28 protein-coding genes and 7 tRNA genes are annotated in these 23,776 nt (G+C 46.6%); 18 read left to right on the forward strand and 17 right to left on the reverse strand.

The genetic code is table 11. From position 1 onward, the window contains the following. Positions 1–37: 37 nt before the first annotated feature. The 7 genes from EHS89_RS00005 to EHS89_RS00035 form a co-directional block, all read right to left on the reverse strand. Positions 38–113 (reverse strand) — tRNA-Val (locus EHS89_RS00005). Positions 114–242: 129 nt separating this feature from the next. After that, a tRNA-Asp gene (locus tag EHS89_RS00010) sits at positions 243–319 on the reverse strand. Between the two features lie 31 nt (positions 320–350). Next, positions 351–426, reverse strand: a tRNA-Val gene (locus EHS89_RS00015). Positions 427–565: 139 nt separating this feature from the next. After that, a tRNA-Asp gene (locus tag EHS89_RS00020) sits at positions 566–642 on the reverse strand. 129 nt (positions 643–771) lie between these two features. Beyond that, positions 772–847 (reverse strand) — tRNA-Val (locus tag EHS89_RS00025). Between the two features lie 130 nt (positions 848–977). Then, positions 978–1,054, reverse strand: a tRNA-Asp gene (locus EHS89_RS00030). Positions 1,055–1,184: 130 nt separating this feature from the next. Further along, positions 1,185–1,260: transfer RNA gene (locus tag EHS89_RS00035), tRNA-Val, on the reverse strand. Positions 1,261–1,469: 209 nt separating this feature from the next. Between EHS89_RS00035 and syd the strand changes: the two genes are divergently transcribed. Both syd and EHS89_RS00045 read left to right on the forward strand, forming a co-directional pair. After that, on the forward strand, positions 1,470–2,054 hold the full coding sequence (gene syd / locus EHS89_RS00040) for a SecY-interacting protein (protein ID WP_124924068.1): 585 nt from the start codon (positions 1,470–1,472) through the stop codon (positions 2,052–2,054). Between the two features lie 246 nt (positions 2,055–2,300). Then, positions 2,301–2,906: a YajG family lipoprotein gene (locus tag EHS89_RS00045; protein ID WP_170167368.1), complete on the forward strand. Its 606-nt coding sequence runs from the start codon at positions 2,301–2,303 to the stop codon at positions 2,904–2,906. Positions 2,907–2,987: 81 nt separating this feature from the next. Here the strand turns inward: EHS89_RS00045 and EHS89_RS00050 are convergent, their stop codons facing one another. Both EHS89_RS00050 and msrB read right to left on the reverse strand, forming a co-directional pair. After that, positions 2,988–3,656: a DNA-3-methyladenine glycosylase I gene (locus EHS89_RS00050; RefSeq protein ID WP_124924070.1), complete on the reverse strand. Its 669-nt coding sequence runs from the start codon at positions 3,654–3,656 to the stop codon at positions 2,988–2,990. A 3-nt stretch (positions 3,657–3,659) separates the two neighbouring features. Further along, positions 3,660–4,070, reverse strand: a complete 411-nt coding sequence (gene msrB / locus EHS89_RS00055) for a peptide-methionine (R)-S-oxide reductase MsrB (RefSeq protein ID WP_124924071.1) — start codon at positions 4,068–4,070, stop codon at positions 3,660–3,662. A 177-nt stretch (positions 4,071–4,247) separates the two neighbouring features. Here msrB and EHS89_RS00060 point away from each other — a divergent pair, with 177 nt between their 5' ends. The 3 genes from EHS89_RS00060 to EHS89_RS00070 all read left to right on the forward strand — a co-directional run bounded on the left by EHS89_RS00060 (position 4,248) and on the right by EHS89_RS00070 (position 7,022). After that, positions 4,248–5,465, forward strand: coding sequence for a pyridoxal phosphate-dependent aminotransferase (locus tag EHS89_RS00060; RefSeq protein WP_124924072.1), 1,218 nt, complete (start codon positions 4,248–4,250; stop codon positions 5,463–5,465). Positions 5,466–5,647: 182 nt separating this feature from the next. Continuing rightward, positions 5,648–6,016, forward strand: a complete 369-nt coding sequence (locus EHS89_RS00065) for a hypothetical protein (protein ID WP_124924073.1) — start codon at positions 5,648–5,650, stop codon at positions 6,014–6,016. Positions 6,017–6,197: 181 nt separating this feature from the next. Next, a complete protein-coding gene (locus EHS89_RS00070) occupies positions 6,198–7,022 on the forward strand; it encodes an HDOD domain-containing protein (RefSeq protein ID WP_124924074.1) in 825 nt (274 codons plus the stop codon). A 95-nt stretch (positions 7,023–7,117) separates the two neighbouring features. Here the strand turns inward: EHS89_RS00070 and EHS89_RS00075 are convergent, their stop codons facing one another. Continuing rightward, positions 7,118–7,594 carry a 3'-5' exonuclease family protein gene (locus EHS89_RS00075; protein ID WP_124924075.1) on the reverse strand — a complete coding sequence of 159 codons (477 nt, stop codon included), beginning with the start codon at positions 7,592–7,594 and terminating at the stop codon, positions 7,118–7,120. Between the two features lie 79 nt (positions 7,595–7,673). Next, positions 7,674–8,594 carry a class I SAM-dependent methyltransferase gene (locus tag EHS89_RS00080; protein ID WP_124924076.1) on the reverse strand — a complete coding sequence of 307 codons (921 nt, stop codon included), beginning with the start codon at positions 8,592–8,594 and terminating at the stop codon, positions 7,674–7,676. 148 nt (positions 8,595–8,742) lie between these two features. Here EHS89_RS00080 and htpX point away from each other — a divergent pair, with 148 nt between their 5' ends. The 3 genes from htpX to EHS89_RS00095 all read left to right on the forward strand — a co-directional run bounded on the left by htpX (position 8,743) and on the right by EHS89_RS00095 (position 10,531). Beyond that, a complete protein-coding gene (htpX, locus tag EHS89_RS00085; protein WP_124924077.1) occupies positions 8,743–9,630 on the forward strand; it encodes a protease HtpX in 888 nt (295 codons plus the stop codon). A gap of 307 nt (positions 9,631–9,937) precedes the next feature. Next, on the forward strand, positions 9,938–10,123 hold the full coding sequence (locus tag EHS89_RS00090; protein ID WP_124924078.1) for a hypothetical protein: 186 nt from the start codon (positions 9,938–9,940) through the stop codon (positions 10,121–10,123). A 213-nt stretch (positions 10,124–10,336) separates the two neighbouring features. Then, positions 10,337–10,531, forward strand: a complete 195-nt coding sequence (locus EHS89_RS00095; RefSeq protein ID WP_124924079.1) for a PA3496 family putative envelope integrity protein — start codon at positions 10,337–10,339, stop codon at positions 10,529–10,531. 51 nt (positions 10,532–10,582) lie between these two features. Here EHS89_RS00095 and EHS89_RS00100 read toward each other — a convergent pair whose 3' ends face one another. Next, positions 10,583–12,949 carry a YgiQ family radical SAM protein gene (locus EHS89_RS00100; protein ID WP_124924080.1) on the reverse strand — a complete coding sequence of 789 codons (2,367 nt, stop codon included), beginning with the start codon at positions 12,947–12,949 and terminating at the stop codon, positions 10,583–10,585. Positions 12,950–13,102: 153 nt separating this feature from the next. Here EHS89_RS00100 and EHS89_RS00105 point away from each other — a divergent pair, with 153 nt between their 5' ends. Next, positions 13,103–13,288: an oxidoreductase-like domain-containing protein gene (locus tag EHS89_RS00105; RefSeq protein WP_124924081.1), complete on the forward strand. Its 186-nt coding sequence runs from the start codon at positions 13,103–13,105 to the stop codon at positions 13,286–13,288. Positions 13,289–13,318: 30 nt separating this feature from the next. On the opposite strand, the gene selD is transcribed toward EHS89_RS00105, so the two are convergent. Further along, complete coding sequence (gene selD, locus EHS89_RS00110) at positions 13,319–14,368, reverse strand: selenide, water dikinase SelD (RefSeq protein ID WP_124924082.1); 1,050 nt, start codon at positions 14,366–14,368, stop codon at positions 13,319–13,321. Between the two features lie 118 nt (positions 14,369–14,486). Here selD and EHS89_RS00115 point away from each other — a divergent pair, with 118 nt between their 5' ends. From EHS89_RS00115 to EHS89_RS00125, 3 genes are all read left to right on the forward strand, one after another. Continuing rightward, entirely contained in the window at positions 14,487–14,975 is a 489-nt protein-coding gene (locus EHS89_RS00115) for a thioesterase family protein (RefSeq protein ID WP_124924083.1), read from the forward strand. Positions 14,976–15,068: 93 nt separating this feature from the next. Beyond that, the gene (locus EHS89_RS00120; protein WP_124924084.1) at positions 15,069–15,488 is read left to right on the forward strand and encodes a BLUF domain-containing protein; all 420 of its coding nucleotides are present in this window, start codon (positions 15,069–15,071) and stop codon (positions 15,486–15,488) included. Between the two features lie 72 nt (positions 15,489–15,560). After that, positions 15,561–16,538 carry a hypothetical protein gene (locus EHS89_RS00125; RefSeq protein WP_124924085.1) on the forward strand — a complete coding sequence of 326 codons (978 nt, stop codon included), beginning with the start codon at positions 15,561–15,563 and terminating at the stop codon, positions 16,536–16,538. Between the two features lie 512 nt (positions 16,539–17,050). Here the strand turns inward: EHS89_RS00125 and EHS89_RS00130 are convergent. Then, positions 17,051–17,305, reverse strand: coding sequence for a hypothetical protein (locus EHS89_RS00130; RefSeq protein ID WP_124924086.1), 255 nt, complete (start codon positions 17,303–17,305; stop codon positions 17,051–17,053). A gap of 350 nt (positions 17,306–17,655) precedes the next feature. Continuing rightward, positions 17,656–17,871: a hypothetical protein gene (locus EHS89_RS00135; protein WP_124924087.1), complete on the reverse strand. Its 216-nt coding sequence runs from the start codon at positions 17,869–17,871 to the stop codon at positions 17,656–17,658. 56 nt (positions 17,872–17,927) lie between these two features. On the opposite strand from EHS89_RS00135, the gene EHS89_RS00140 reads away from it, so the two are divergent. Next, the gene (locus EHS89_RS00140) at positions 17,928–18,740 is read left to right on the forward strand and encodes a ferritin-like domain-containing protein (RefSeq protein ID WP_229753534.1); all 813 of its coding nucleotides are present in this window, start codon (positions 17,928–17,930) and stop codon (positions 18,738–18,740) included. Positions 18,741–18,921: 181 nt separating this feature from the next. Here EHS89_RS00140 and EHS89_RS00145 read toward each other — a convergent pair whose 3' ends face one another. Next, on the reverse strand, positions 18,922–19,461 hold the full coding sequence (locus EHS89_RS00145) for a YaeQ family protein (protein WP_124924088.1): 540 nt from the start codon (positions 19,459–19,461) through the stop codon (positions 18,922–18,924). Positions 19,462–19,602: 141 nt separating this feature from the next. Between EHS89_RS00145 and EHS89_RS00150 the strand changes: the two genes are divergently transcribed. The 5 genes from EHS89_RS00150 to EHS89_RS00170 all read left to right on the forward strand — a co-directional run bounded on the left by EHS89_RS00150 (position 19,603) and on the right by EHS89_RS00170 (position 22,688). Next, the gene (locus tag EHS89_RS00150) at positions 19,603–19,863 is read left to right on the forward strand and encodes a YkgJ family cysteine cluster protein (protein WP_124924089.1); all 261 of its coding nucleotides are present in this window, start codon (positions 19,603–19,605) and stop codon (positions 19,861–19,863) included. A gap of 103 nt (positions 19,864–19,966) precedes the next feature. After that, complete coding sequence (locus EHS89_RS00155) at positions 19,967–21,034, forward strand: nucleoid-associated protein (RefSeq protein WP_124924090.1); 1,068 nt, start codon at positions 19,967–19,969, stop codon at positions 21,032–21,034. A gap of 216 nt (positions 21,035–21,250) precedes the next feature. Beyond that, entirely contained in the window at positions 21,251–21,559 is a 309-nt protein-coding gene (locus tag EHS89_RS00160; protein WP_124924091.1) for a hypothetical protein, read from the forward strand. 287 nt (positions 21,560–21,846) lie between these two features. Continuing rightward, positions 21,847–22,152 carry a hypothetical protein gene (locus tag EHS89_RS00165; RefSeq protein ID WP_124924092.1) on the forward strand — a complete coding sequence of 102 codons (306 nt, stop codon included), beginning with the start codon at positions 21,847–21,849 and terminating at the stop codon, positions 22,150–22,152. Positions 22,153–22,427: 275 nt separating this feature from the next. Continuing rightward, positions 22,428–22,688: an Lpp/OprI family alanine-zipper lipoprotein gene (locus tag EHS89_RS00170; RefSeq protein WP_170167369.1), complete on the forward strand. Its 261-nt coding sequence runs from the start codon at positions 22,428–22,430 to the stop codon at positions 22,686–22,688. Positions 22,689–22,723: 35 nt separating this feature from the next. On the opposite strand, the gene EHS89_RS00175 is transcribed toward EHS89_RS00170, so the two are convergent. Next, positions 22,724–23,704, reverse strand: coding sequence for a L,D-transpeptidase family protein (locus EHS89_RS00175; protein WP_124924094.1), 981 nt, complete (start codon positions 23,702–23,704; stop codon positions 22,724–22,726). Positions 23,705–23,776: the final 72 nt, after the last annotated feature.

The following is a 23,776-nucleotide window of genomic DNA, read 5'->3' on the forward strand; positions in this document are numbered from 1 at the left end:
CACTCCGCAGTGGCTGAAGCTTTCGCTTCATACTTAGTGGTGGGCGTGGAGAGGCTCGAACTCCCGACATTCGCCTTGTAAGGGCGACGCTCTCCCAACTGAGCTACACGCCCACTAAGTAGATGGCTTGTTACGATCTTTTCAGCACTTCGAAAAGAAAGTGGCGTTATGGTCGGGCTTTCACCGCGAGCCGTTACCTAAATAGATGACAGGCAGGCATTCTAACCGTTCATCTAAAATAGTGGCGGAATGGACGGGACTCGAACCCGCGACCCCCTGCGTGACAGGCAGGTATTCTAACCAACTGAACTACCACTCCGCAGTGGCTGAAGCTTTCGCTTCATACTTAGTGGTGGGCGTGGAGAGGCTCGAACTCCCGACATTCGCCTTGTAAGGGCGACGCTCTCCCAACTGAGCTACACGCCCACTAAGTAGATGGCTTTCTGTTTTACTTCTCCGATCTAGCACTTTCGATCGTAAGAAGTGGCAGCATAACCGGGCTTTCGCCGCGATCCGTTACCTTAATAGATGACAGGCCGATAATCTAACCGTTCATCTAAAATAGTGGCGGAATGGACGGGACTCGAACCCGCGACCCCCTGCGTGACAGGCAGGTATTCTAACCAACTGAACTACCACTCCGCAGTGGCTGAGATTTTCACCTCATAGTACGGGACTCGAACCCGCGACCTCTCATTGCCGAAACAGTGACAGGCCCCAACCACGAAACTTAACACTTCGCAGTGGCTGAAGCTTTCGCTTCATACTTAGTGGTGGGCGTGGAGAGGCTCGAACTCCCGACATTCGCCTTGTAAGGGCGACGCTCTCCCAACTGAGCTACACGCCCACTAAGTAGATGGCTTGTATACGATCTTTTCAGCACTTCGAAAAGAAAGTGGCGGTATGGTCGGGCTTTCACCGCGAGCCGTTACCTAAATAGATGACAGGCAGATAATCTAACCGTTCATCTAAAATAGTGGCGGAATGGACGGGACTCGAACCCGCGACCCCCTGCGTGACAGGCAGGTATTCTAACCAACTGAACTACCACTCCGCAGTGGCTGAGATTTACACCTCATAGAACGGGACTAAAACCCGCAACCCTTCATTGCCTAAACAGTGATTGGTTCAAACCACGAAATAAAATATTCCGTAGCGATTGAAGCCTTCGCTTCAATATCGATTGGTGGGCGTGGAGAGGCTCGAACTCCCGACATTCGCCTTGTAAGGGCGACGCTCTCCCAACTGAGCTACACGCCCTTAAATCGAGTGCCGAATTGTAAGGATTTTGCCTGGCTTGTCAAACCTTTATCTCAAATAATTTACATTGTTCCGGATCCACTATCCCTACTGACCTCAAGCTGCGTATAGTTAGGCTTTATATGCAGGCTGATCAATAAGTAAATACTAATCCACGGATAGCACAAATCTCAGCCAATTTTTTTTAACATCATGATAATTAGACAGTTATGAGCCAAACGCTAACACAACAACTGAAGCAATTTATTGCACTATCTGTTCAGCTTCAGCAACAGAACAGTGGGCGACTACCCCTGACCCATTATGACAATGAGTGGCCCTCCCCCTGCTATCAGGGAGAGCCTGATCAGCAACAACGTATTGAGTGGCAGCCTGCTCATCAATCTGATCAGAACAACCCTTGCCAGGCAATGTTTGATCGACTGGAAACCGCTATCGGATACAGCATTCATCCTGATATACGCGAATGGTACAGCTGCATCTGGTCTGACCCGATACCAGCCAGCTGTCAGGATGGCGATCTTAGCCTGCTATTTCTCTGGAATGAGGCTGACTGTGAAAGATTACGGGGGAACCTGATCGGACATCTGTTGACTAAGCAAAAACGAAAACAGCCTGCTACGCTGTTCTTTGCCTGCACCGAACCGGATGGGGATCAGTTTCTGAGCGTCGACAACCAGACCGGTGAGATCTGGCTGGAGCAACCCGGTAAGAAACCTATCAGGAAGCTGGCTGATAATCTAAGCGAATTTTTATCACAACTTAAACCCGAACTTATACCTGACCAGGAGTAACATCAGATGGGCAGAATGCAAAGGAACCTACGAACAAGCCCCAAACGCCTCTGGCTTTCAGAGCGGTTCAAGTTCAAGGCAACGATTACAGACATGCTGGTTGCCTGTCGAAAATCGTTAACGAAGAATTTGGATCGCTCTAAAAGCCCCGCCGGGTGGGCACTAAATCGACTTCCTGCTTTGTCAGGCAGCTTGGTAAGGACTCGTCATTCCTCTGCGCTACCTTTCGCGCATCAAGCCGTTTTAGTGCCCACAGAGAAAGTTCGGGGCTTATTCGCAGGCTCCTTGATAGTATCCCTGACAACAGCACTACTGATGCTGAGTGGTTGTAGTACCTTTAATCCACATCAACTATCAATAGAGCCTCTTCACCCATCCGTTAACCAGCAGATCAGCCTCCCGGCCGAACTGGAAGTCGAGGTGATCAGTAAAGATATGCGTAGCTCTGCCCTGATCGGCTTCCGTATCAGCCGCCTGAGTGATCGTGCCGAAGTAAACCTGCCATTGCCAGCAACTCAGGCGTTAACCGATGGCGCTAAAGTCGCATTGGTTAAACTCGGTGCTACACCAACACTCTCTGCGGATACTAAATTAACCATTATTCTCGAAGAACTGGAATACGCTGCCACACAGAAAGCCTTACAAAGCGTGCAGCTCAGCGCATCGATAAAAGTGACTGCCGATAAATACGATCAGCAATACAGCGGCAACTACCAGACCGACAAAGAGTATCAATTCGCTACCACCCCATCACTGAAGGATAACCAGGAAATAGTTAACGAAGTGATACTGATGTCGATCAGCAGGGCCTTTAACGACCCTCAGCTAATCAACTTTCTGCAGCAACCTTAAGTTTTTAGTACAAAGCTGGCTAAGTAAGCCTATTGAATACAGATACCAGGTACCTGCCCTGCCCGGATTATTCGGGCAGGGTTACCAACCCACCGTATGAGACAATAACCGGCTAATCTGTGCCATAGGCCGACCAGACTCCTGCTGCCAGCGGTTAAATGCATCCTGAACTATTTGCAGATCTCGCTTTGCCGTCGGCATTTTTTCAACTATTCCCTGAGCTTTGAGCGCCGCCACCACATCATCAGTCAGTATGAAGGTATCCTTGCCAATCTGCCTTAGAAAATAAGCCCCGGACTTGCCACCCAATTGCTGGCCCTGTTTCTTTAAAAACGCCCAAAGCCCGATGATATCCTGCTCTGGCCAGTCGGCAATAAAGCGAGCAAAACTGCCGTGCTGAGCCGCCAGCTCCGTCACCATAAAAGCATTTATCCGCACCGATTTTATTTTCCCCCAATGGCGGATAATCTGATCATTCTGCATCAGATTTTCCAGCTGCTCATCACTCATAAGCACAATTTTTTCAGGGTCAAAACCGAAAAACGCGCGCTCGAATGCTGGCCATTTGGCTGTCACCACCGAGTGCTTTAAACCTGCCCTAAAGATTCTTAACGACATCTCCGACAGCATTCGATCGTCGCTTATTTCTGCAATTTGTTGCGAACTCTTAACCTGCGGCAGCAGCGCCTCAATATCCTCACCGGCTTTATGCGCTGCTACGTGATCATAGATCCATTGGAATGATTTCACCCGTTACTCCTCTTTTGGGCTAAAGCCTAGCGACACTGAGTTAATACAATACCGCATCCCGGTATCAGTCGGCCCGTCCGGAAACAGATGGCCAAGATGAGCACCACAACCATGACACACCACCTCTGTACGCACCATACCGTGGGATACATCCCGGTGCTCATCTATGTTGTCTGCAACAGCTGGCGCATCAAAACTGGGCCAGCCACATCCGGCATCAAATTTTGAACTACTCTGAAACAGCGATTCACCACAGGCAATACAGTGATACTCACCATCAACAAAGTGCTGATCATACTGCCCGGTACCCGGTCGCTCGGTACCCTTTTCCCGACAAACATGATATTGCTCAGGTGTCAGCTGTTCGCGCCACTCTGATTCAGACTTTTTCACTTTATATTCTGAATTTGCCATATAAAACTCCAATACAGATACCCAAAACAAAATAAACCATCTGTAACTGTGCATCACAGCCGAAACAGCGTATTATTTTCGCCCTTCGGTAATCTGTTGTAATTCTTATAAAAACTTACTTTTTAATATATGTTACCGATAATAGTTTATTAATGGGAACCGCTACAGGATTAATCCATGTCAGTTATCAGAAAATCTAACAAGCTGATCAATGTTTGCTACGACATCCGTGGTCCCGTTCTCCAGGAAGCAAAACGCCTGGAGGAAGAGGGCCAGAGAATAATCAAACTTAACATCGGCAACCCTGCCCCGTTCGGTTTTGAAGCCCCGGAAGAGATTGTGCAGGATGTGATATACAACCTCCCCTCAGCCCAGGGCTATTGTGATTCCAAAGGCCTGTTCTCTGCCCGTAAAGCCGTCATGCAGGAGTGCCAGAAGAAAGGCATTATCAATGTCGGCATTGAAGATATATACCTGGGCAATGGTGTCAGTGAGCTTATTGTAATGGCCACTCAAGGCCTGCTAAACGATAATGATGAGCTGCTTATTCCGGCACCTGACTACCCGCTCTGGACTGCGGCGGCAAGTTTGTCAGGCGGTAATCCTGTTCATTACCACTGCGATGAAGAGCGCGACTGGGCGCCTGATATCGATGACATTCGTAGTAAAATTACGGAACGCACCCGCGGCATCGTTGTTATCAATCCTAACAACCCTACCGGTGCGGTGTACCCCGAGCCCGTCCTACGCCAGCTGATCGCCCTGGCTGAAGAGTTTAATCTTATCGTCTTTGCTGATGAGATCTATGACAAGATCACCTACGATGAAGCGAAACATATACCACTCGCCTCGCTCAGTGACGAAGTGTTCTGCATCACCTTCAATGGTCTGTCAAAAGCTTATCGCGCAGCAGGCTTCAGATCTGGCTGGATGGTCCTCAGCGGCCCTAAGCACCACGCCAGGGACTATATAGAAGGTCTTGATATGCTGGCCAGCATGCGCCTGTGTGCCAATGTACCGGCACAGCATGCAATCCAAACGGCACTGGGCGGCTACCAGAGTATTAATGAGCTGATTATTCCCGGCGGCAGGCTTTACGATCAGCGGGATATGGCGTGGCAGAAAATGAATGATATCCCGGGGGTGTCCTGCACCAAACCCGATGGTGCGATGTATCTCTTCGCCAAACTTGATCCCGAAGTTCATCCAATCAAAAATGATGAAAAGATGGCACTGGATCTTTTACAGCAACAAAAAGTACTGATTGTTCAGGGCAGCGGTTTCAATATGCCAGACACTCAACACTTCAGACTGGTTTTCCTGCCCCGTGAAGATGAGCTATGTGACGCGATAGATCGGATTGCAACATTCTTACGGACATACTCTCAGGAATAAGTCCTTAAAATCATGCTCAAAAGAAGAGCCCTGAAAGCGGTCTCATAATGCAATATTAAGATCGCTTTTTTTATTTCCCTAACAGGGCCTATACTCTGTAACATTAGAGTTACAAAACAGACATATACTCTGGCCTGACTCAAACATCAGATCAACTACATAACCTACTTTGCGGAATCAGTATGTTTATAAAGATCAAGAAGAATTGCGGCATCTATATGGAACACAACGGAATGGAGAAAAACCATATCCTTCCGGTAACAAGTAACTTTTTAATCAACCTCGGCCATGCGGCGGAAATCTCTTTTTACACAATTAAAGAGACTAAAACCCGCTATGACCTTGAGAACCATGAAATAACCGTTTCACCTCATACCCGCGTCATTCACTTACAGATGGCATACCGCTACTCAAGCACTAAAGAAAAGATTGGCGACACTAAGGGCAGCATCGTTGAACGAAACTTCTACAAGTTTTATTTCATGCCTGAAGAGGCTGGCCAGTATGAGGAGCTGCGTGCTCACATCGAAAAGCATGTTTTGAATCTCTGATACACACTCACCAAAACTATCCCGGTCCGGCTTATTCAAGCCGGATCAACCAACATCCCCATAATGAGTTTTAATCCTGTTGCAAACTTGCTTTGCAAAGAAGAATCTATAGTCAAACGCCGCACTGTCTAAACAACAGTTTTAAGCGCGGTATCTAGCCTTGCACATCTAAGGAGTGGCTATGGAAGTCAGCGAACTGTTACAACAAACCCACAAACTGCCGAACGTTCCTGATATTGTTCGTGAACTCATTCAGCAACTGAATAATCCTAACGCCGATTACGGCGAAATAGCTTCAAAAGTCACTAAAGATCAAACTCTGTCCCTTAAAATTCTCAGACTGGTCAACTCTGCCCACTTTGGCCTGAGCCGCAAGGTATCATCAATTGACGAAGCCGTCGTTATGCTAGGCATGGTTCAACTTAAAACCATGGTTATCGCATCAGGCATTGCCGGCTCAGTTAAAGAGGTTGAGGGACTGGATCTTAAACAGTTCTGGTCTGAGTCCTTCAGAGTTGCTTCTCTGGCAAAATGGTATGCAGAAAAGAGCCGTAATGTAGATCCGGACGTTGCCTTTACTGTTGGCTTAATTCATAACATCGGCCGCCTATTACTGCATATTGCTAAGCCTAAACTGGCTGAAGCGATCCAAAAGCGGGTTGAAGAGTCTCAATGCAGTCGCTCTGAAGCAGAGATGGAGCGTCTCAACTTTACCACCCCTGCGGCAGGTCAGGCATTACTGGCACACTGGAAGTTCCCTGCTGAGCTTGGCGATGCAGTACGCCACCACAAGCGTCCACTAGAAGCCGAACAACCAACAGCACTAAGCGCTGTTGTAAACGTTGCCTGCTATGTTAACGCCTGTATTCGTAAAGAGCGCTCTCTTGAAGAGGTTATAGCCAACTTCCCTCGTTCTGAGGCAGAAGTAGCAGGTTTACCTCAAGATATTGCATCGGTATCTGAAGAAGCGATGCAGGTCGATTCAGGCCTGGACGGTCTGCTCTGATCTAACCCCAGACTAAAAAGGCAGCCAGAGGCTGCCTTTTTACTGCTTTCTTTTTATAACTAGTTTTTAACTGTCTTTGCACAACCATCTGATCATTACAGATCAAATTTCACACTTCGAATGGCCTGCAGTATATGGTCTACATCACTCATCGCCCGGTGCCGGCGCAACTGCGCTTTACAGATAAACTGATACTGAATTAACTCTTCGCGCTGCAAAACAGATTCAAGCCCTTGCAACTTGAACGTCATTGCCTTGCCTGTAGCCTGAAACAACCGTTGTAACCAGAAATAATCAAACTCCCAGGCATCACTCAGAACAAGCTTATCAGCAAGCGCCGCATTCATACGGTCACATGCGGTATGCACATCGACGCCATCACGCAATAGCTCTGAGCGACAGATACCATGCATCTCTTCAGCAAAGTCATCCCAGTAGTCCCATTCATCAGCTGAACAGGGATCGATAAGAAAGTTATCACTCGCGCCAGCGAGGCTTTTCCAGGCGACTTCTATTGGATAAGAACGCGGTCCCAGACCGCTCGCTTCAATATCCAGACAGATCAGATCCATTTATTCTCCTGCTTAAAATAGAGAAACCGATAACCAGGCTTATTCAGCCACCTTAATTTTATAGGGTTTTATTACTTTCTTAACTTTTTTTGAACAACAGAACCTTTAATGCCTGCTCCGGATCAATATCAGGGAAATCAACCGGGTTCTCAATACGCTCAACAAAACTGAATTCCGGACAGAATTCCTCAACCAGTTGTAGCAGAAACTGGCTATCAAGTTGCGGAGAGTTCAGACAGAGTAAAAGTTCAGACCCAACCTCAGTTAAATCAGGTAAGCGCCGCAACACTTTTTTATAATCATTACTGGCAACGAAGCTGCCGCGCTGAAAACTGGGTGGATCAATAACAATCAGATCATAGGGCCCTTCACGGCGCAGCTTACCCCAGGAACGGAACAGATCATGCCCCAAGAACTGAACCTTCTGCATCGGGTGCTGATTCAGTCGGTGATTATCACGGCCTGTATTCAGCGCCCCGCGACTCATATCCAGATTGACCACTTTATCCGCCCCACCGGCGATGGCTGCAACTGAAAATCCACAAGTATAGGCAAACAGGTTAAGTACCCGCTTATTTGTACTATGATCCTTTACCCAGCGGCGTCCCTCACGCATATCAAGAAACAAACCACTGTTCTGATTACGCAGAGGCCGTACGTTATAGCTCAGGCCCAGCTCCTGTACCTGAAGTACATCATCAAGATCCAGATCCGAGTGATTCCAGCGCACTTCAATAACATCATCCTGACGGTATCGATGCTGCACCACCAGCACCTGAGGCTTATAGTCACCAGCAAGTTGACGGAAATATTCGTCTAAACCATCGATGACGGCAGGGTCATGCTCAGCAAATAAGCGAATAATAACGACCGGCGGCAACAAATCAATAATCAGCTGTTCATACCCGGGATAGGACCTGCCCCGGCCATGAAACAAACGGCGTACTTCACCTTCGGCAGCATTGAACTGCCCGGTAATCAAATCCAGTATTTGTTGCATGATGATTCATCCGGATAAAAAAATGCGATTATAGTGATACAGCTATGTGCGAGCCAGTTTTTTAATATCATTCAGTCTGAATCTTGAAACTTAAACCGATCGCCTATATCTATATGATCAACATAACCATAAAGAGCTTCTAAAAATCATGATGCGAATCGGTCTTTTTCTTCTTACCAACCTTGCAGTTATTGCGTTGGCCAGTGTCACCTTAAGCATACTGGGGGTTGGCTCAACTCTTCAGGCTAACGGTGTCGATCTGGATCTTGGTAACCTGCTGGCATTTTGTGCCGTATTTGGTTTTGCCGGATCTATTGTTTCACTGCTCCTGTCTAAATTTATGGCCAAGCGCTCCACCCGTACAGAGATCATTACCCAGGCTCGTAACGCCGATGAGCAATGGTTACTGGATACGGTAAAAGAGCTGTCTGATCAGGCGGGTATCGGTATGCCAGAAGTCGGGGTTTTCCCAGCTCAGCAAGCCAACGCGTTCGCTACCGGCTGGAACAGAAACAGCGCTCTTGTAGCAGTCAGTATTGGCCTGCTACAGCGCTTTCGCCGTGAAGAGATTCGCGCAGTTCTGGCCCACGAAATTGGTCATGTTGCCAATGGTGACATGATTACCCTGACGCTTATTCAGGGTGTTGTTAATACCTTTGTTATGTTCTTCGCCCGTATCATTGGCCACTTTGTTGACCGGGTTATTCTCAAAAATGAAGAGGGGCACGGATTAGGGTATTTCATCACCACTATCGTTGCTGAGATCGTACTGGGCATTCTGGCATCCACCATCGTTGCCTGGTTTAGCCGTAAGAGAGAGTTTAAAGCAGATGAAGCAGGTGCCTCACTGGCATCTCCTCACGCGATGATTGGCGCCCTGCAGCGACTTAAAGCTGAATACGAGGTACCTGATCAGATGCCATCCACGATGACTGCTTTTGGTATCAGCAGCCACATGAAGACCGGCCTGATGGCTCTGATGGCGACTCACCCACCACTGGACGATCGTATCGCAGCTTTACAGAAACGCTCATAACAAGGTTTCACACATAAGTACGTCCTGTTCTATTAAACGCCCTTAAGGGCGTTTTTTATTGTCTAGCTTTTAGTTAGCTCAGAGAGGTAGCATTTTTTTCTTTTTTACGCCAACAAATCTAATCGCAAAATTCTCATATAACCGCTTGGTTTAAGATAAAAAAATTCATTTTACCCCAGCCCATATTGTCCCATAATCTGATTAGGCGCGAATTGGTCAGATAGGCCAGTTTGATCATGTGAAACACTGGCGCAGCAGTTTTATCCTGCAGCATTTGTCCCACACATTACATGTGAAGAGCGAAGTCATGACAGACAAACACGAACAGACTTCCGATCTCGACGAGGTCGCTGACAACTGGGTTGATCCAGAAATAAAGATCGATGCCAAAGAGAAAAAATTCTGCTGTGATACGGAAAAACGAAAACGTATAGAGCAGCTCAGAGAAGCGCGTGAGTTGGAACGTGAACTACGTGAATTCTATGATGATTAGAGCGGTGCCATAGCCGCCCCTTACCTGCATCCGATTATATCCACGACTCCCTTGTCGTTTTCACCGCTGTAGTTACATGCCTTTGCTATATAACAACGGTTATCCATTTTTGTTATAAAACTTTAACACCGAAGTCATCTGCTGTTCATACAAAAGAGGTTTTATAAGCTGAACGTTAATAACTTCAGAGTATGGAACAATGAGTATGGAACAATGAGTAGCAAAATTCGCCTGGATGACCTGCCAATCGGTACGCTGGACGAACTGGATAATCATTTATGCAGTGAGTCTGATATGGCGCCCAGAAAGCGGGAATACAAAAAGCCCCGTAAACGCCAGATGATTGAGGACTATATGGAGCAACGCTCCCTGAAGAGGCGACTCAGCGAATCCTATGACCTGATCTGAACTGCCGAAATATGATTAAGATTAGAGGCTGTATTCAGGCGACAGCATCGCTTAGCGCTGCTGTCGTTTAATACTGGTACGACCCGCTGATTTTTTACCTTTTTTCGGTGCAGATGATTTTTTGCCCCGCCCCGGCACACCTGACCCGGTTTTAGTATTCGATGCCCGGCTTTTCGTCCGGTTATCAGACGAACTACTGGCACGTCCCTTAGAACGAGCATCGTTAGCGGCGCCTTTACCTGCAACAGCTTTGTTATGGGCTTTAGCTTTAGCCTGAGCCTTACGCCCTTTCGGCTCTTCCTCTGCAACCACCAGCTGACCCGTGCGATTTCCAATCAGATCCTCTCGCCCCATCTCTTTAAGCTTTAAGCGGAGAGTCGGCCAGTTTTCAGGATCGTGATAACGCAACAATGTTTTGTGTGCTTTACGTTGCTCCTTATCTTTTGGAATATAAAGCTGTTCACTCTTATAGGTTACCTGCTTTAACGGATTCTTCTCTGAATAATACATCGCGGTAGCCAACGACATCGGCGAAGGATAGAAATTCTGAACCTGATCCACCTTGATATCGTTTTGCTTTAACCATAGTGCCAGACTCAGCATATCTTCATCTTCACAGCCCGGATGCGCGGCAATAAAGTATGGAATCAGATACTGTTTTTTCCCCGCTTCGCGGGAGAAACGATCAAACATTTTTTTGAAATCATAGTAAGTGCCCATGCCCGGTTTCATCATCTTAGTCAGGGTATTTTCTTCACTATGTTCCGGCGCGATCTTCAAATAGCCACCGACATGATAGGTAACCAGCTCACGAACATATTCAGGATCTTTTACTGCCAGGTCGTAGCGCAGACCGGAAGCGATGGCGACATTGTGGATACCCTTCATTTTACGGGCTTTACGATACAGTTCTGTAGTACGACTGTGATCGGTATCCAGGTTTTTACAAATGGTCGGATAAACACAGGATAATTTACGGCAATTAGACTGTATTTCATCATCATTACAATTCAGAAAATACATATTTGAAGTCGGACCACCCAGATCAGAAATCGATCCGGTAAATCCAGGCACCTTATCCCGCATCGCTTCCATTTCATTCAGAATCGACTCATGCGAGCGACTCTGAATAATACGTCCTTCGTGCTCAGTGATAGAGCAGAAAGTACAACCACCAAAACAACCACGCATTATGTTGATCGAAAAACGGATCATGTCATAGGCGGGAATCTTATTCTTTCCATACTCAGGATGTGGCACCCGCTGATAAGGCAAACCAAATACGCCATCCATTTCCGGTGTTTCCAGGGGAATCGGCGGTGGATTAACCCAGATCTCTCTATTGCCATGCTTTTGCATCAGGGCTCTGGCGTTATGAGGATTTGATTCCTGATGTAGCACCCTTGATGCGTGAGCATAGAGAGCAGGATCTTTAGCGACTTTTTCGAATGACGGCAGACGAATATAGGTAGTTTCAGCGCACAACTTCTCTTTACGCTTCAACGGCATCGGAATGATTCTGATGGGCGCTACCTCAGTTTCTGAGGCCTGACTACCTGTTACTGAGCTATTCGTTACTGAGCCATCGGTTACAGAGCTGTCAGCACCACAACGTTTAGTCGTAGGGTCAATCAGCTTATCGGCACCACTCTGGTCATTACCAAAATCGTAAGGGTTGGGTAATTTATCAATATTACCAGGCCAGTCAATCCGGGTTGAATCCAGCTCAGTGAAGCCCGCGGGAGCCTGTTGTCGAATATGTACAGTGCCCCGCAGGTTCCACATCTCATCGATACTTTTACCTGCAGCCAGGCAGTGGCTGATTTCAACAATGGCCCGCTCGGCGTTACCGTATAACAAAATATCAGCCGTAGCATCCATCAGCACAGAGCGACGCACCTTATCACTCCAGTAATCATACTGGGCGATCCGCCGCAAACTTGCCTCAATTCCACCCAGTACAACCGGGACATCGGTATAAGCTTCTTTACAACGTTGGCTATATACAATGACTGCCCGATCAGGTCTCTCTCCGCCTTTTCCACCCGCGGTATAAGCATCATCGTGGCGCATGCGCAGATCAGCAGTGTATCGATTAATCATCGAATCCATATTGCCTGCGGTTACCCCGTAATACAGATTGGGTTTGCCTAAGGCTTTAAAAGCGTCTGCGCTACGCCAGTCTGGCTGAGCAATAATGCCGACGCGAAACCCCTGAGCTTCAAGTAAACGGCCCATAACAGCCATGCCAAAACTGGGATGATCAACATAGGCATCTCCAGTAACGATAATGATATCGCAGCTATCCCATCCCAGCTGTTCCATCTCGGCACGACTGGTAGGTAAAAAAGGCGCAACACCGAAGCATTCAGCCCAGTAACGGGGATAGGAAAAAAGATCAGGGGCGGTTTTCTTCATGGAAATAATTCGAACAACTTATTACGAGGAGCTGTATTGTCTCAGAAAGCCGTTCGGACAGGTAGTAAAAAAGCGCTCTACAACTGATGTTTACTGGGCGCTAAACTAAAAGCAGAGTAAAATGGTAGGAATTGAAACAGATGAAACGACACCATGACCTTAGAAAAGCCAACCCGCCCTGCAGATTTTGAATGTTGTGAAGGCCAGTGCTCTCCTTGCGTTTGGGATACCTATTTCGAAGAGATGAACGCCTGGAATGCGGCTCAAAAAGCGGCCAAAGCCGCTGAACAAGCGGCCTTAGATAAACCTGAAACAAATACTGAATCATCAACTGACTAAACCCTGTTTAGCCAGGCTTATATTTCCAATTTATAGATCAGCACTATCTACCAATTCAATGCGGTAATCGCCATTATATTCTTTCAGTTCACCAATGGGCTGTAGCTCAAGACCATAACGAGCCCCTAAGGCCTCAACCTCGATTGATGCATTGGAATCAACGGCCACCAGCAACCCCCCGCTGGTTTGAGGATCACAGAACAATCGTTGCTGCCGCTCCGTCATCGGCGCAATTTTGCTGCCATAACTGTCAAAGTTACGCAGGCTTCCCCCGGGGATACAGCCCTGATCAAGGTAATGATCGACTCCCTCCAATAACGGAACAGCATCAGCATCGATAGTCGCAGCCAGATCACTGCCTTCACAAATTTCCAGCAGATGCCCCATCAAACCAAAACCGGTCACATCGGTAATGGCTGAAACGCCCTCAATCTCAGACAGCGGATTGCCGATTTTATTCAGGGTTGTCATATTCGCAACAACTTGCCGTTCATGCTCCGGACTTAACTTATCCTGTTTTTTTGCTGTGGTCAGAATACCTACGCCAATGGGCTTGGTCAGATAAAGCTTTGCACCACCGCGAGCGCTGTTGTTCCGCTTCACCTGCTGAGTCGCAATAGTACCGGTCACCGCAAGGCCAAAAATAGGTTCAGGAGCATCGATAGAATGCCCTCCGGCCAGCGCAATGCCCGCATCGCGACATACCGCTCGCCCCCCTTCCAACACCTGCTGTGCAATCTCTGGTGCTAACAGGTTTACTGGCCAGGCCAGTATCGCGATCGCCATAACGGGCTTGCCGCCCATAGCATAGATATCACTTATCGCATTAGCCGCAGCCACCCGGCCGAAATCATAAGGATCATCAACTATAGGCATAAAGAAATCGGTGGTACTGATTAGTGCCTGACCATTGCCAATATCATAAACCGCCGCATCATCACTACTTTGATTCCCAACCAGTAGTTTTGGATCATCAAAACCCGGTTGATCGGTCTGTAAAATAGTTTTCAGTACCGCCGGCGAAATTTTACAGCCACAGCCTGCACCATGGCTGTATGCGGTTAATTTGATATCACTCATATCTGCTACTTATCTGCTCTGGCTGAAGAAAAGAAGCAATCATAACTCAGCCATTGGCAGCAGCGACGGCCAATAGTAAGATTCTGTGATCTCTATCAATCCGGGAATAACAATAATCATGAGCAACCCAGCCCCAGTGGTATTCAATACCAACATCAAACCCGAATGGCTTGATTACAATAACCATATGAATGTCGCCTACTACGTTCTTATTTTTGATCTGGCGGGCACCGAACTGGTTAGTCAACTTGGTCTGAGCGAAGCAGTTACTAAAGCGACAGATATCTCCTGGATGGTTTTAGAGAATCACATTACCTATAACAATGAAGTTGTTCTGGATCAGCCGGTCGAGGTACGTTGCCAATTAGTTGATCATGACAGCAAACGTATCCATCTGTATTTTGAGATGTATGCAGATAATGGCGACGGCACCCAGTACCTGGCCTCCACCCTTGAACAGATGGCAATGTGTGTCGATCTGAAAAGCCGTAGCAGCTGCACCTTTCCGGATAATATTGCTGCTAACATCAACGCAATGGCTGAACAACAATCGACGTTGCCCCGCCCCGAAAATACAGGCCGGGTAATAGGTATACGTCGAAAATAGCCTTTCATTCCCCAAAGCGGGTATCCATCGCTGGAGAATACTCCGATTCAGAGCAACACTAATCCTGTTACCTCTTTATCGGAGTGCCTTTATATGAGCCTTGCCCGCCTTACCTACGTTAGCGATTCCAATAAACTGATTGAATGGTCATTAGTTAAAGAGATTCTTGAAGTTGCACAACCTAAAAACCAACGACTCGGCGTTAGCGGAATTTTATTAAGTCATGGTATGAACTTTTTGCAACGCCTCGAAGGCGAACAACAGATTATTGAAGAGCTATACCAGAGCATTCTCAATGACTCCCGACATACCAATCTACGGTTGCTAGAGGTCACTCCGATATCACATCGTCAATTTGGACAATGGTCGATGCAAGGCTTTGAATTTGAGCAGCTGTCAACCGATCATCAGACACACATTCTGGACCGGTACTTTTATGACAAGCGAGCCTTTTACATTCCAACTGACGATCAGACCTGTCTGAACCTGATTGATGATCTGAAATTAAGCTAAAGAACCTCATATCCCCCTTACCCAACAAGGTATAAAACGCTAAGCTGGGGTTTTCACCAGCCGGACAATTACGTGGATAGAGAGACTTTGCAGCGGGCAGCTGATCGCGGCATTATCAGCCAGCAACAGTTAAGCCAATTAATCAGCTTTGCCGCCTCTGAACAGCCTGATGAAGACCAGACATCAGGTGAAGAACAGTTACGTTTTGTGCGTAATTTTGGCGATATATTCATTGCCCTCGGGGTACTTTTTGTCACCTTTTCAGTAAGCGCTATGGAACTGTCTCAATTGCAATGGCTACTACCTGTGATTGTGTATCTGGCGGCTGCAGAATGGCTGGTTCGGATACGCAGACTTGCGCTGCCGGGAATTACGATTCTGGTATCGACCTTGTACTTCCTCAGTAAAGCACTGGGCATCTCTGAATTTGAAACAGCAGAACTTCAATTTCTCACCCTGAGTGGCTGCTCATTGCTGTTCTATCTACGCTATCGAATGCCTTTCAGCCTGCTCCCCGTCGCCGGCGGACTTGTTGCAGCTGTCATAAGTCTGATAGGTCTGGAGATGCTGGAGCATCAATTACTATTTACGCTCTTTGGTCTCTGTGTTTTTTTTGCTGCTATGAGTTTCGATGCCCGGGATCGTCGGCGCCAGCAACGGGCCAGTGATTGTGGCTTCTGGCTCCACCTGCTGGCATCACCGCTGATAGTGCACGGCATGATGACAACACTGCTGTTCAGCGACCTTGCTGTACTGGATACAGGCAGTAACCGAGAACTGTCTCTGCTACTGTTTTTCCTGCTCTTCATGCTAACAGCCTTGTTTGTAGATCGCCGTGCAATGCTGGTATCAAGCCTATCTTATGCCATCTATGCAATCTTCCAGGTGGTCAACAACAACCTTCTGGATAGCAGCAACCTGCCGTTACTTATATTTATCGGCTTCGGTATTTTTATCGTTTTCTTTGGTACCTACTGGTACCGTTTACGTCGTTTAATCTTTGGTCATTTCAGTAACAGCACTGTCGCTGGCTTTGTTCCGCCAATTTGAAACCAGCCCCATAAACACTTATACAGCCTCTGCACTTCCTTTACAGAGGCTTAATTCTGCTGCTTTTCTGACTGAAAAATCATCCGCTTTGTAGCACGACTATTGCACTAAAATTTAACCGTAAGCGAGGTTAAATATCATGTGTAGTTTAAGAGCATTTCTAATTTTTATACTCTGCTGTACGCCAGCTTTAGCGTTAGCCGAAACAGATATACGTCTGCATGGTGGGATTTCGATAGGAACCGGAAATCTACGTATCTATATCACTGACCGACACCATAATTATCGAAGCTATTCATATAGAGACAGATACCAGCGCTCCTATAAACCAAGACATCACCATTCATACCGGGACAGTTACAGGCATTCGTATAAACACAGACATTCATATAAAGATGGCTACTACCATCCAGGCAGAGCTAAGGGGCATTATCGCAATAAGCCACATAGACAGGATCAGTACTATCGCCATAACGGCCACCTGAAACGTTATCCTGTATACCAGCGGATACTTATTCGGGATCCGGCAATGCATGACTATCGACGCTATCGCCATCAGCGCTCGTATCAATATCGATAACGTCAGCATTTCGATCCGCAGGATAGCGACCCAATTGCTGCAAAACGTTGCGCCTCATGTCGGCGGCATTAGCCTGCTCGGTAAAACGCTGCAATACCGAAGATGAGATACCATCAAACAAACCGCTTTCACTCGATATTTCTCTGCGCTGATGATGGCAATGTCGGATTCGGGCGGTGCCACACATATCCAGCCTCCTGAAAACAATTATCCAGTTTAGACCGACATTTCAGCACCTGGTTCATCATTAACATTACACTGCGCAACGTTAATTGACTGATGATCCCAATGTCTTTTCCCGCTATACTCCGCTACTTAATGATATATCACATAATTTTAACCTAGCGCTCCTCACTTAAGCGTTTAACGTAAAGTGATGAACACTGGAACATTCAGAGCCTGATTAGCGGCATATCATTAATCAAGTCAGATTCGAATAAACAGAGATAAACTGCACCTTAAACAGATGCCAGAAAAACCTGTCTCTGAAAAACCTATCTCTGAAAAACTTATCTCTGAAAAAACAAGGCACAAAGGCTAAGTAAGTAGATGACCGAAACCAATAACACTCAGCAGTGCACTAAATGCCACTTTGAATTTCCTCAGGCCCGCATCTCTTGCCCATCCTGCGGAATGCCGGTCGAACAAAAGAAAAGCAATGAAAAACCAGTCTTCGTTAAATTTTTTATTGCGCTGGTTATCTTCTGCGCTCTGGTCATTTTGATCGCCCCAAGATAACGATTTCTCAGCCATACAATCACAAGCTTTTTCACTAGAATAATGCCAGGAAATAAACCGGAGCTTCTCCCTTGCTGAATATCTATGACCAGACAAAACATGCCCTACTGCTGTCTGACCCTGATGAAAAGTTAGAATTTGCCATGCAACTGTCAGGCAAATGGGATGCCGGCGAACTGGAATGGCAGGAAGGCGAAGCGCCAGAACTGCTGAATGACCCTGGTCGGCCTGACAAGCCAGAGTTTGTCCTGCCTGCGGATGTCAACAAACGTAAAATGGGTAAGGAAGAAGGCCGTGCAGCCCTGATTCACGCCCTGGCACATATCGAGCTCACTGCCGTCAATCTGGCGTTGGATTCGGTCTATCGATATCGGGATATGCCAAAAGAATATTACGCTGACTGGGTGCAGTGCGCCAAAGAGGAGTCGACCCATTTTTTAGCACTACGTAGCAGGCTGCGCGAGATGGGTTACGACTATGGTTACTTCACCGCACACAACGAATTGTGGAATACCGCCGTCGATACCGCCGATGACATGCTAGATCGGATGGGAATAGTCCATCGGGTATTTGAAGCGCGCGCCCTGGACGTGGTACCTAAAACCATCAAAAAGTTTGACAACCTGGGTGATCAGAAGATGGTTAAAATTCTGACCATGATCGCTAACGAAGAGATCGGTCATGTCAGCTCTGGTACCCGATGGTTCCATCATCGCTGCGCAGAAAAAGGTGTTGACCCGGATTCAACCTTTATTGAGCTACTTTGGAAATATATGAAAGGCCCGCTAAAAGGCCCCTTCAATCATGAAATAAGACTCAAAGCGGGTTTTACCCAGAAAGAACTGGCGATGATGGAAGGAATGTCTGACGTAGCTAAAGGCTGATACTTTTTAAACTAAATAAAACCCAAAATGGGTAATTACCCGAATAGAATTGATATCTATTAAATTGCACGTGCCTCAAAACCGTATAGACTGACTAATATCCGGGTCCATCTCCAACCGACACTGGTTCTTTCCAGCAGAACCTAACCCCTTGTTGTTGGGCCCGGATCTCTTCAACAGCTTACTGAACACTCAACTCAGATAATGTCAGATTCAGATGATGGCCTTCATCACTCAAATATATCTCACCATCACTAATTGATATCGATAATTGCATAGAGCGGCTGACAAACTGCGCTAGCTGCTCGACCTGTTCATCATTAAAACTCCACACACTCACTTTAGGTAATGCGCTAATTACAGACCCATGCTTTTGCCACCAGATATCAGCCTCCCGACCATATGCATAGAGTGATATTTTTGGCGCACGGCTCACCGCTTTTCGTATACGCTCTGGAGATGCCTGTCCCAACTCTATCCAGTGTTCAACCTGACCGTCCGGGCCAACTTGCCATAGTTCAGGTTCATCCGTCGATGACAGTCCCTTGGTAAAGGAAAGATCCTGATGATAATTCAACGCAAATACCATTAAACGAACCATCATACGCTGAAGAGTTTCAGAGGGATGTTGAGCCAGAACTAAGTTACATGACTCATAACAATGTCGATCTGTATCGCTGAGCTGCAGATCAACTTTGTAGATAGTGGGCTTAAGGGCCATGACAACTTACCTTATATTTTCGGACAGGGGGCGCTATTATAGCCAGATTGCCCCCTAAAGCATTGCTTTATCCTTAGAGTTTTCAAACTTTAACAACTCAGAGCCCTGCATATAAAACATCAGATAACGAATCAGATAATTATGAAATGTCGCTCCGGTTGTGCCGCTTGCTGTATCGCTCCTCATATCAGTACCCCAATACCGAATATGCCGGCAGGCAAGCCTGCCGGAGTACCCTGCAGTAACCTCGATGCTCAGCTTAACTGTAAAATCTGGAATGATCCTGCCTATCCTGCACTGTGTCAGGCTTTTATCGCCGATCAGGAGCATTGTGGCAACAACAGAGTACAAGCCCTGCATATTCTGAACTTGCTGGAAGCTGAAACCGCCCCTGATGTATAACTGCTTGCCATCTTTAACACTCCACTATATTTAACAGTCAAGGCGATTAAGCTAAACTGCCTGCCTTGTTATTTTGATATATCGCTACCGGAAACCGCTGACTATGGATCTGAAATTTCTTGCCATTCGAGAACTGATTAAAGAAGCCGACGACAGTGTCGCTACTATCAGCGAAAAAGGGGGACCGATCGATATAGATCATCCCATGGCACAACAGCTTTTTAATGCGCTGGCCGCCGCTTATGGTCGCCGTTCTGCCCTGACTCACGGTTCTTTCAACGAAGAAAACAGTGAAGGCTACCCTTTTATTTCCAATTTCGAACAATTCATTCAGGGTCCTGCTGACGAGCAGAAGTTCCTGACCCTTTGTGATCAGGCTTTGGCACAACTGGCGGCGTCCCTGCAACAGCCCTCCGCCCGCTCAGCTACCGGTGGCTATGCCATCTTTATGTACTACTCCTCAGATGTATTCGATTTTCTGCTGATCGCATTGGTAAGAGATAAAACAGGGGTAGCCTTTGATGATGAGCTGAACCCTACCAAAGTCACTGAAGTGGACCTGGAAAAACTGCATCAGGCCGCCAGAATCAATATCACGACCTACAAAGAAGGCACTGATAGCTACCTGAGTTTCATCGGCACTAAACGTAAAGGCGATATTACTCATTATTTCTCTAATGCATTAGGTTGCACCGATGTCGTGCCATCGAAAAAATCGACTTCAGACCTGATCCGCGCCAGTGAGGATTTTTGTCGCCAGAATAATCTGCATGAAAGGCAGGAAGAGATTGTTGAAGATGTGGTCAGTTACCTGTCACGCCAGCGGGGTGAAAAACAATCGGCCTACCTGCCAGATGTTGAGCAGATCTTTGATAACTATATTCCGCCTGAGCAGGCAGAAAAACCATCAGCCCGCTTTGGTAAATTTGCTAACTCTGAAGAATATCAGGTTAGTCATGAGTTTCAGCCTCATACCAGTACCATCAACGCCTACACTAAAGTAAAAACCAAGATGGATAACTGGCAGCTGGATTTCTCCAAGCGTTCATTGGGCCACCTGCATACCAACAGTGAAATTGAATTTGATGCGCAGACAAACTCACTACGTATTAATCGATTATCCACTAAAGTAATTGAGCAACTTAAAAGCGCGCTTGAAGAGGGTAGCTAGTTCCTCAAGGCTTAATCAGGCCCTGCAGTAAGGGCCTCTCTGCTCCAGTGATAATTCATATCGGCTTCATCTCCTCGTCACACAAGCGTCATACTCTATCCCTAGTCTGCAACTGAGAAACATTTTTTGTGCGGCGCACAAAAATGTTGACCTTAAGCTTTTTTTGGTTAAAATAGACGCAATTGTGCACTGCAACATAAATTTCTGGAGATTAACATGATCAACGCTAACATCGATTTTCAAAAGCCTTTCGCTTCAATCCAAGCCCTGATGGGTCTGCAAACTGCAGCTATCACTAAGACTGTTGAACTGCAGAAGCTGTCCGGTGAGCAACTGGCTAACTTCTTCAAAGTTGAAGCTGAAAAAGCTCAGCAGCTGAAGTCACCTGAAGAGTTCGTACAGTTTAACGTTGAATCTAACAAAGCACTGTTTGAGCTGCTGAAAGTTCAAGGCGAAGCTTTTACTTCCCTGGCTAAACTTTCTGGCGAGCAAGCAATCGCTGAAATTCAGAAGATGGCTGTTTAATTCTTTAAACAGAGTCTTTAAAAAAACCGGCAGAGAGATCTGCCGGTTTTTTTGTGCCTGCGAGAAATTATTAGTGCATATTATCTTTATAATGATGGCCTTAAGCCTCTGTCTCCAACATGACAGCCAGAACTTAAGCCCCCCCTAAGTACTGTAAAATCAGCATATTGGTCATAAAACTCATTTTTTTGTGCACCGCAACAAAATAAAGATTGACTTCGATTCTGAGTTCTCTAAAATAGACTCCATTGTGCGATGCAGCATACGAACCTTAATGGAGATACACCATGTCTAACAACATCGATTTTCAAAAATCTTTTGATTCCGTAAAGACTCTGATGGAAATGCAAGCTGCTGCTATCAGCAAGTCTGTTGAACTTCAGAAGCAGTCTGGCGAGCAACTGGCTTCTTTCTTCCAAACTGAAGCTGAAAAAGCTAAAGGCCTGAAGACTCCTGAAGACGTAGTTAAGTTCAACATCGACGCTAACACTGCTCTGTTCGAGCTGCTGAAAGCACAAGGTGAAGCATTCACTACTCTGGCTAAAGAAGCTGGTGAATCTGCTATGGCTGAAGTAACTAAACTGGCTAAGTAATTAGCAAGTTGTAAAAAAGCCCCACTATGTGGGGCTTTTTTGTTTCTGAACTTTCTCTCTCAACTTCACTTTCCTGTCGTATTCTCTAGCCTTACTCTCCAGTCTTTCTCTATTGCCTTATTCTCAAAGCTTACTACCTCAATTTGCATCACCCGCTTTATCCTCTTCACTTTAGTATCCCTTCTCGTCTACCGGCTATCTTGGCTTATATCATTTATAGCGCTAATTACTTCTATACTTGAATGGCAACACCCTAGCTATAAATGGTGAAAAATATGAAACTCATTACACATTGGGCAGCGATAGCAATACTGGCGATGCTGGCCAGTGGCTGTGCCACAAACACATCTGAAATGGACACCATCCGAAGTTTAGCCGAACAAGCAATAGCTCAATCTGAACGCGCCAGCGCTCAGGCTGCAAATGCTGAGGCGAAAGCTGACCAAGCGATGAAAGCAGCAAATGAAGCACAACAGTGCTGCCTGGAAAATAGCGAAAAAATTGATCGTGCATTTGAACGTACAATGGCGAAATAAAAGAACGACTGGTCCTATTTCTAATAATAAGAGCCCTACTGGCGAACAGGTGGTAACCTGCGCCCGATAATAGCGGGTACCCCATCAGCACGTCGATGAACCTGTTCGACCAGAGACCAGTTGACCTCGAACCCACCACTCATCGCTACCTGTTGAATGTCCTGCCTGTAGTTTTCTTCATTAATGACATAACGGCTATAACTGGCAGGATGACTTTCCAGATAGAGAAAATCACCACGCCACCCCACTTTATCCGGCTGATCAATTATCCAGACAGGGGTATCAAGGGCAACGCGATTAAACAGCGCTTTAATATCTTCAGGAAACAGGCGAATGCAACCGTGACTCACTCGCATGCCAATACCATCCGGACGATTAGTACCATGTAACAGGTATCCCGGTATTGATAGCAGCATCGCAAACTCACCCAGAGGATTATCTGGCCCGGGCGGTACCTGATTTGGCAGCTCAATCCCCTGCTGTCGATACTCCTCAACAATAGAGGGGGGCGGCGTCCAGGACGGTGCTGTTATTTTATTTATGACTCTGGCAGGCCCTATCGGTGTTTGCCAGCCTTCCCGCCCTATACCAACCGGCACAGTGACCAGTCTTCTTGTATCCTCCGATATCGGCTCTGGAAAAAAATAAAGTCTGCGCTCAGCCAGATTCAGCGTAATACCCCGCCGGGGCGTCGCTGGTAGAATAAATAACTGCGGTATCCTGATCCGGGATCCCTCACCGGGTAACCAGAGATTCACCTGACTATTAGCCCGGGTAATCTCGTTATAACCAACATTATTCTGCCGGGCTATATCCAGTAACGTATCCTCATATCGGGCATAGGTATAGCTCACTGCACCTACCAGGTAATCATTATTTCTATATTGATATTCGGTGGCAGAAACGATATTTACAGAAACCAATATCAGCGATAGTAATAACCACTGCCCAACTAAACGGAGCTGTTTTTTAGCCATTCGTAGAAAACATTGAGTTACTACAGACAGAGACAACATCAGAACACCCTGAGTTTATGGCAACAGGCGTGTCATAAATCCTATACTTGTTACCCTAAAATTAGTCAGCCT

Origin of the sequence: Amphritea balenae (assembly GCF_003858655.1) — a bacterium.
Classification (GTDB): domain Bacteria; phylum Pseudomonadota; class Gammaproteobacteria; order Pseudomonadales; family Balneatricaceae; genus Amphritea; species Amphritea balenae.

Excerpts from the sequence above, each read along its gene's own strand:
- syd (WP_124924068.1), top strand. The coding sequence starts at position 1,470 with ATGAGCCAAACGCTAACACAACAACTGAAGCAATTTATTGCACTATCT.
- msrB (WP_124924071.1), bottom strand. The coding sequence starts at position 4,070 with ATGGCAAATTCAGAATATAAAGTGAAAAAGTCTGAATCAGAGTGGCGC.
- EHS89_RS00060 (WP_124924072.1), top strand. The coding sequence starts at position 4,248 with ATGTCAGTTATCAGAAAATCTAACAAGCTGATCAATGTTTGCTACGAC.
- EHS89_RS00065 (WP_124924073.1), top strand. The coding sequence starts at position 5,648 with ATGTTTATAAAGATCAAGAAGAATTGCGGCATCTATATGGAACACAAC.
- EHS89_RS00070 (WP_124924074.1), top strand. The coding sequence starts at position 6,198 with ATGGAAGTCAGCGAACTGTTACAACAAACCCACAAACTGCCGAACGTT.
- EHS89_RS00075 (WP_124924075.1), bottom strand. The coding sequence starts at position 7,594 with ATGGATCTGATCTGTCTGGATATTGAAGCGAGCGGTCTGGGACCGCGT.
- EHS89_RS00080 (WP_124924076.1), bottom strand. The coding sequence starts at position 8,594 with ATGCAACAAATACTGGATTTGATTACCGGGCAGTTCAATGCTGCCGAA.
- htpX (WP_124924077.1), top strand. The coding sequence starts at position 8,743 with ATGATGCGAATCGGTCTTTTTCTTCTTACCAACCTTGCAGTTATTGCG.
- EHS89_RS00090 (WP_124924078.1), top strand. The coding sequence starts at position 9,938 with ATGACAGACAAACACGAACAGACTTCCGATCTCGACGAGGTCGCTGAC.
- EHS89_RS00095 (WP_124924079.1), top strand. The coding sequence starts at position 10,337 with ATGAGTAGCAAAATTCGCCTGGATGACCTGCCAATCGGTACGCTGGAC.
- EHS89_RS00100 (WP_124924080.1), bottom strand. The coding sequence starts at position 12,949 with ATGAAGAAAACCGCCCCTGATCTTTTTTCCTATCCCCGTTACTGGGCT.
- EHS89_RS00105 (WP_124924081.1), top strand. The coding sequence starts at position 13,103 with ATGACCTTAGAAAAGCCAACCCGCCCTGCAGATTTTGAATGTTGTGAA.
- selD (WP_124924082.1), bottom strand. The coding sequence starts at position 14,368 with ATGAGTGATATCAAATTAACCGCATACAGCCATGGTGCAGGCTGTGGC.
- EHS89_RS00115 (WP_124924083.1), top strand. The coding sequence starts at position 14,487 with ATGAGCAACCCAGCCCCAGTGGTATTCAATACCAACATCAAACCCGAA.
- EHS89_RS00120 (WP_124924084.1), top strand. The coding sequence starts at position 15,069 with ATGAGCCTTGCCCGCCTTACCTACGTTAGCGATTCCAATAAACTGATT.
- EHS89_RS00130 (WP_124924086.1), bottom strand. The coding sequence starts at position 17,305 with ATGTGTGGCACCGCCCGAATCCGACATTGCCATCATCAGCGCAGAGAA.
- EHS89_RS00135 (WP_124924087.1), bottom strand. The coding sequence starts at position 17,871 with ATGGCTGAGAAATCGTTATCTTGGGGCGATCAAAATGACCAGAGCGCA.
- EHS89_RS00145 (WP_124924088.1), bottom strand. The coding sequence starts at position 19,461 with ATGGCCCTTAAGCCCACTATCTACAAAGTTGATCTGCAGCTCAGCGAT.
- EHS89_RS00150 (WP_124924089.1), top strand. The coding sequence starts at position 19,603 with ATGAAATGTCGCTCCGGTTGTGCCGCTTGCTGTATCGCTCCTCATATC.
- EHS89_RS00155 (WP_124924090.1), top strand. The coding sequence starts at position 19,967 with ATGGATCTGAAATTTCTTGCCATTCGAGAACTGATTAAAGAAGCCGAC.
- EHS89_RS00160 (WP_124924091.1), top strand. The coding sequence starts at position 21,251 with ATGATCAACGCTAACATCGATTTTCAAAAGCCTTTCGCTTCAATCCAA.
- EHS89_RS00165 (WP_124924092.1), top strand. The coding sequence starts at position 21,847 with ATGTCTAACAACATCGATTTTCAAAAATCTTTTGATTCCGTAAAGACT.
- EHS89_RS00170 (WP_170167369.1), top strand. The coding sequence starts at position 22,428 with ATGAAACTCATTACACATTGGGCAGCGATAGCAATACTGGCGATGCTG.
- EHS89_RS00175 (WP_124924094.1), bottom strand. The coding sequence starts at position 23,704 with ATGTTGTCTCTGTCTGTAGTAACTCAATGTTTTCTACGAATGGCTAAA.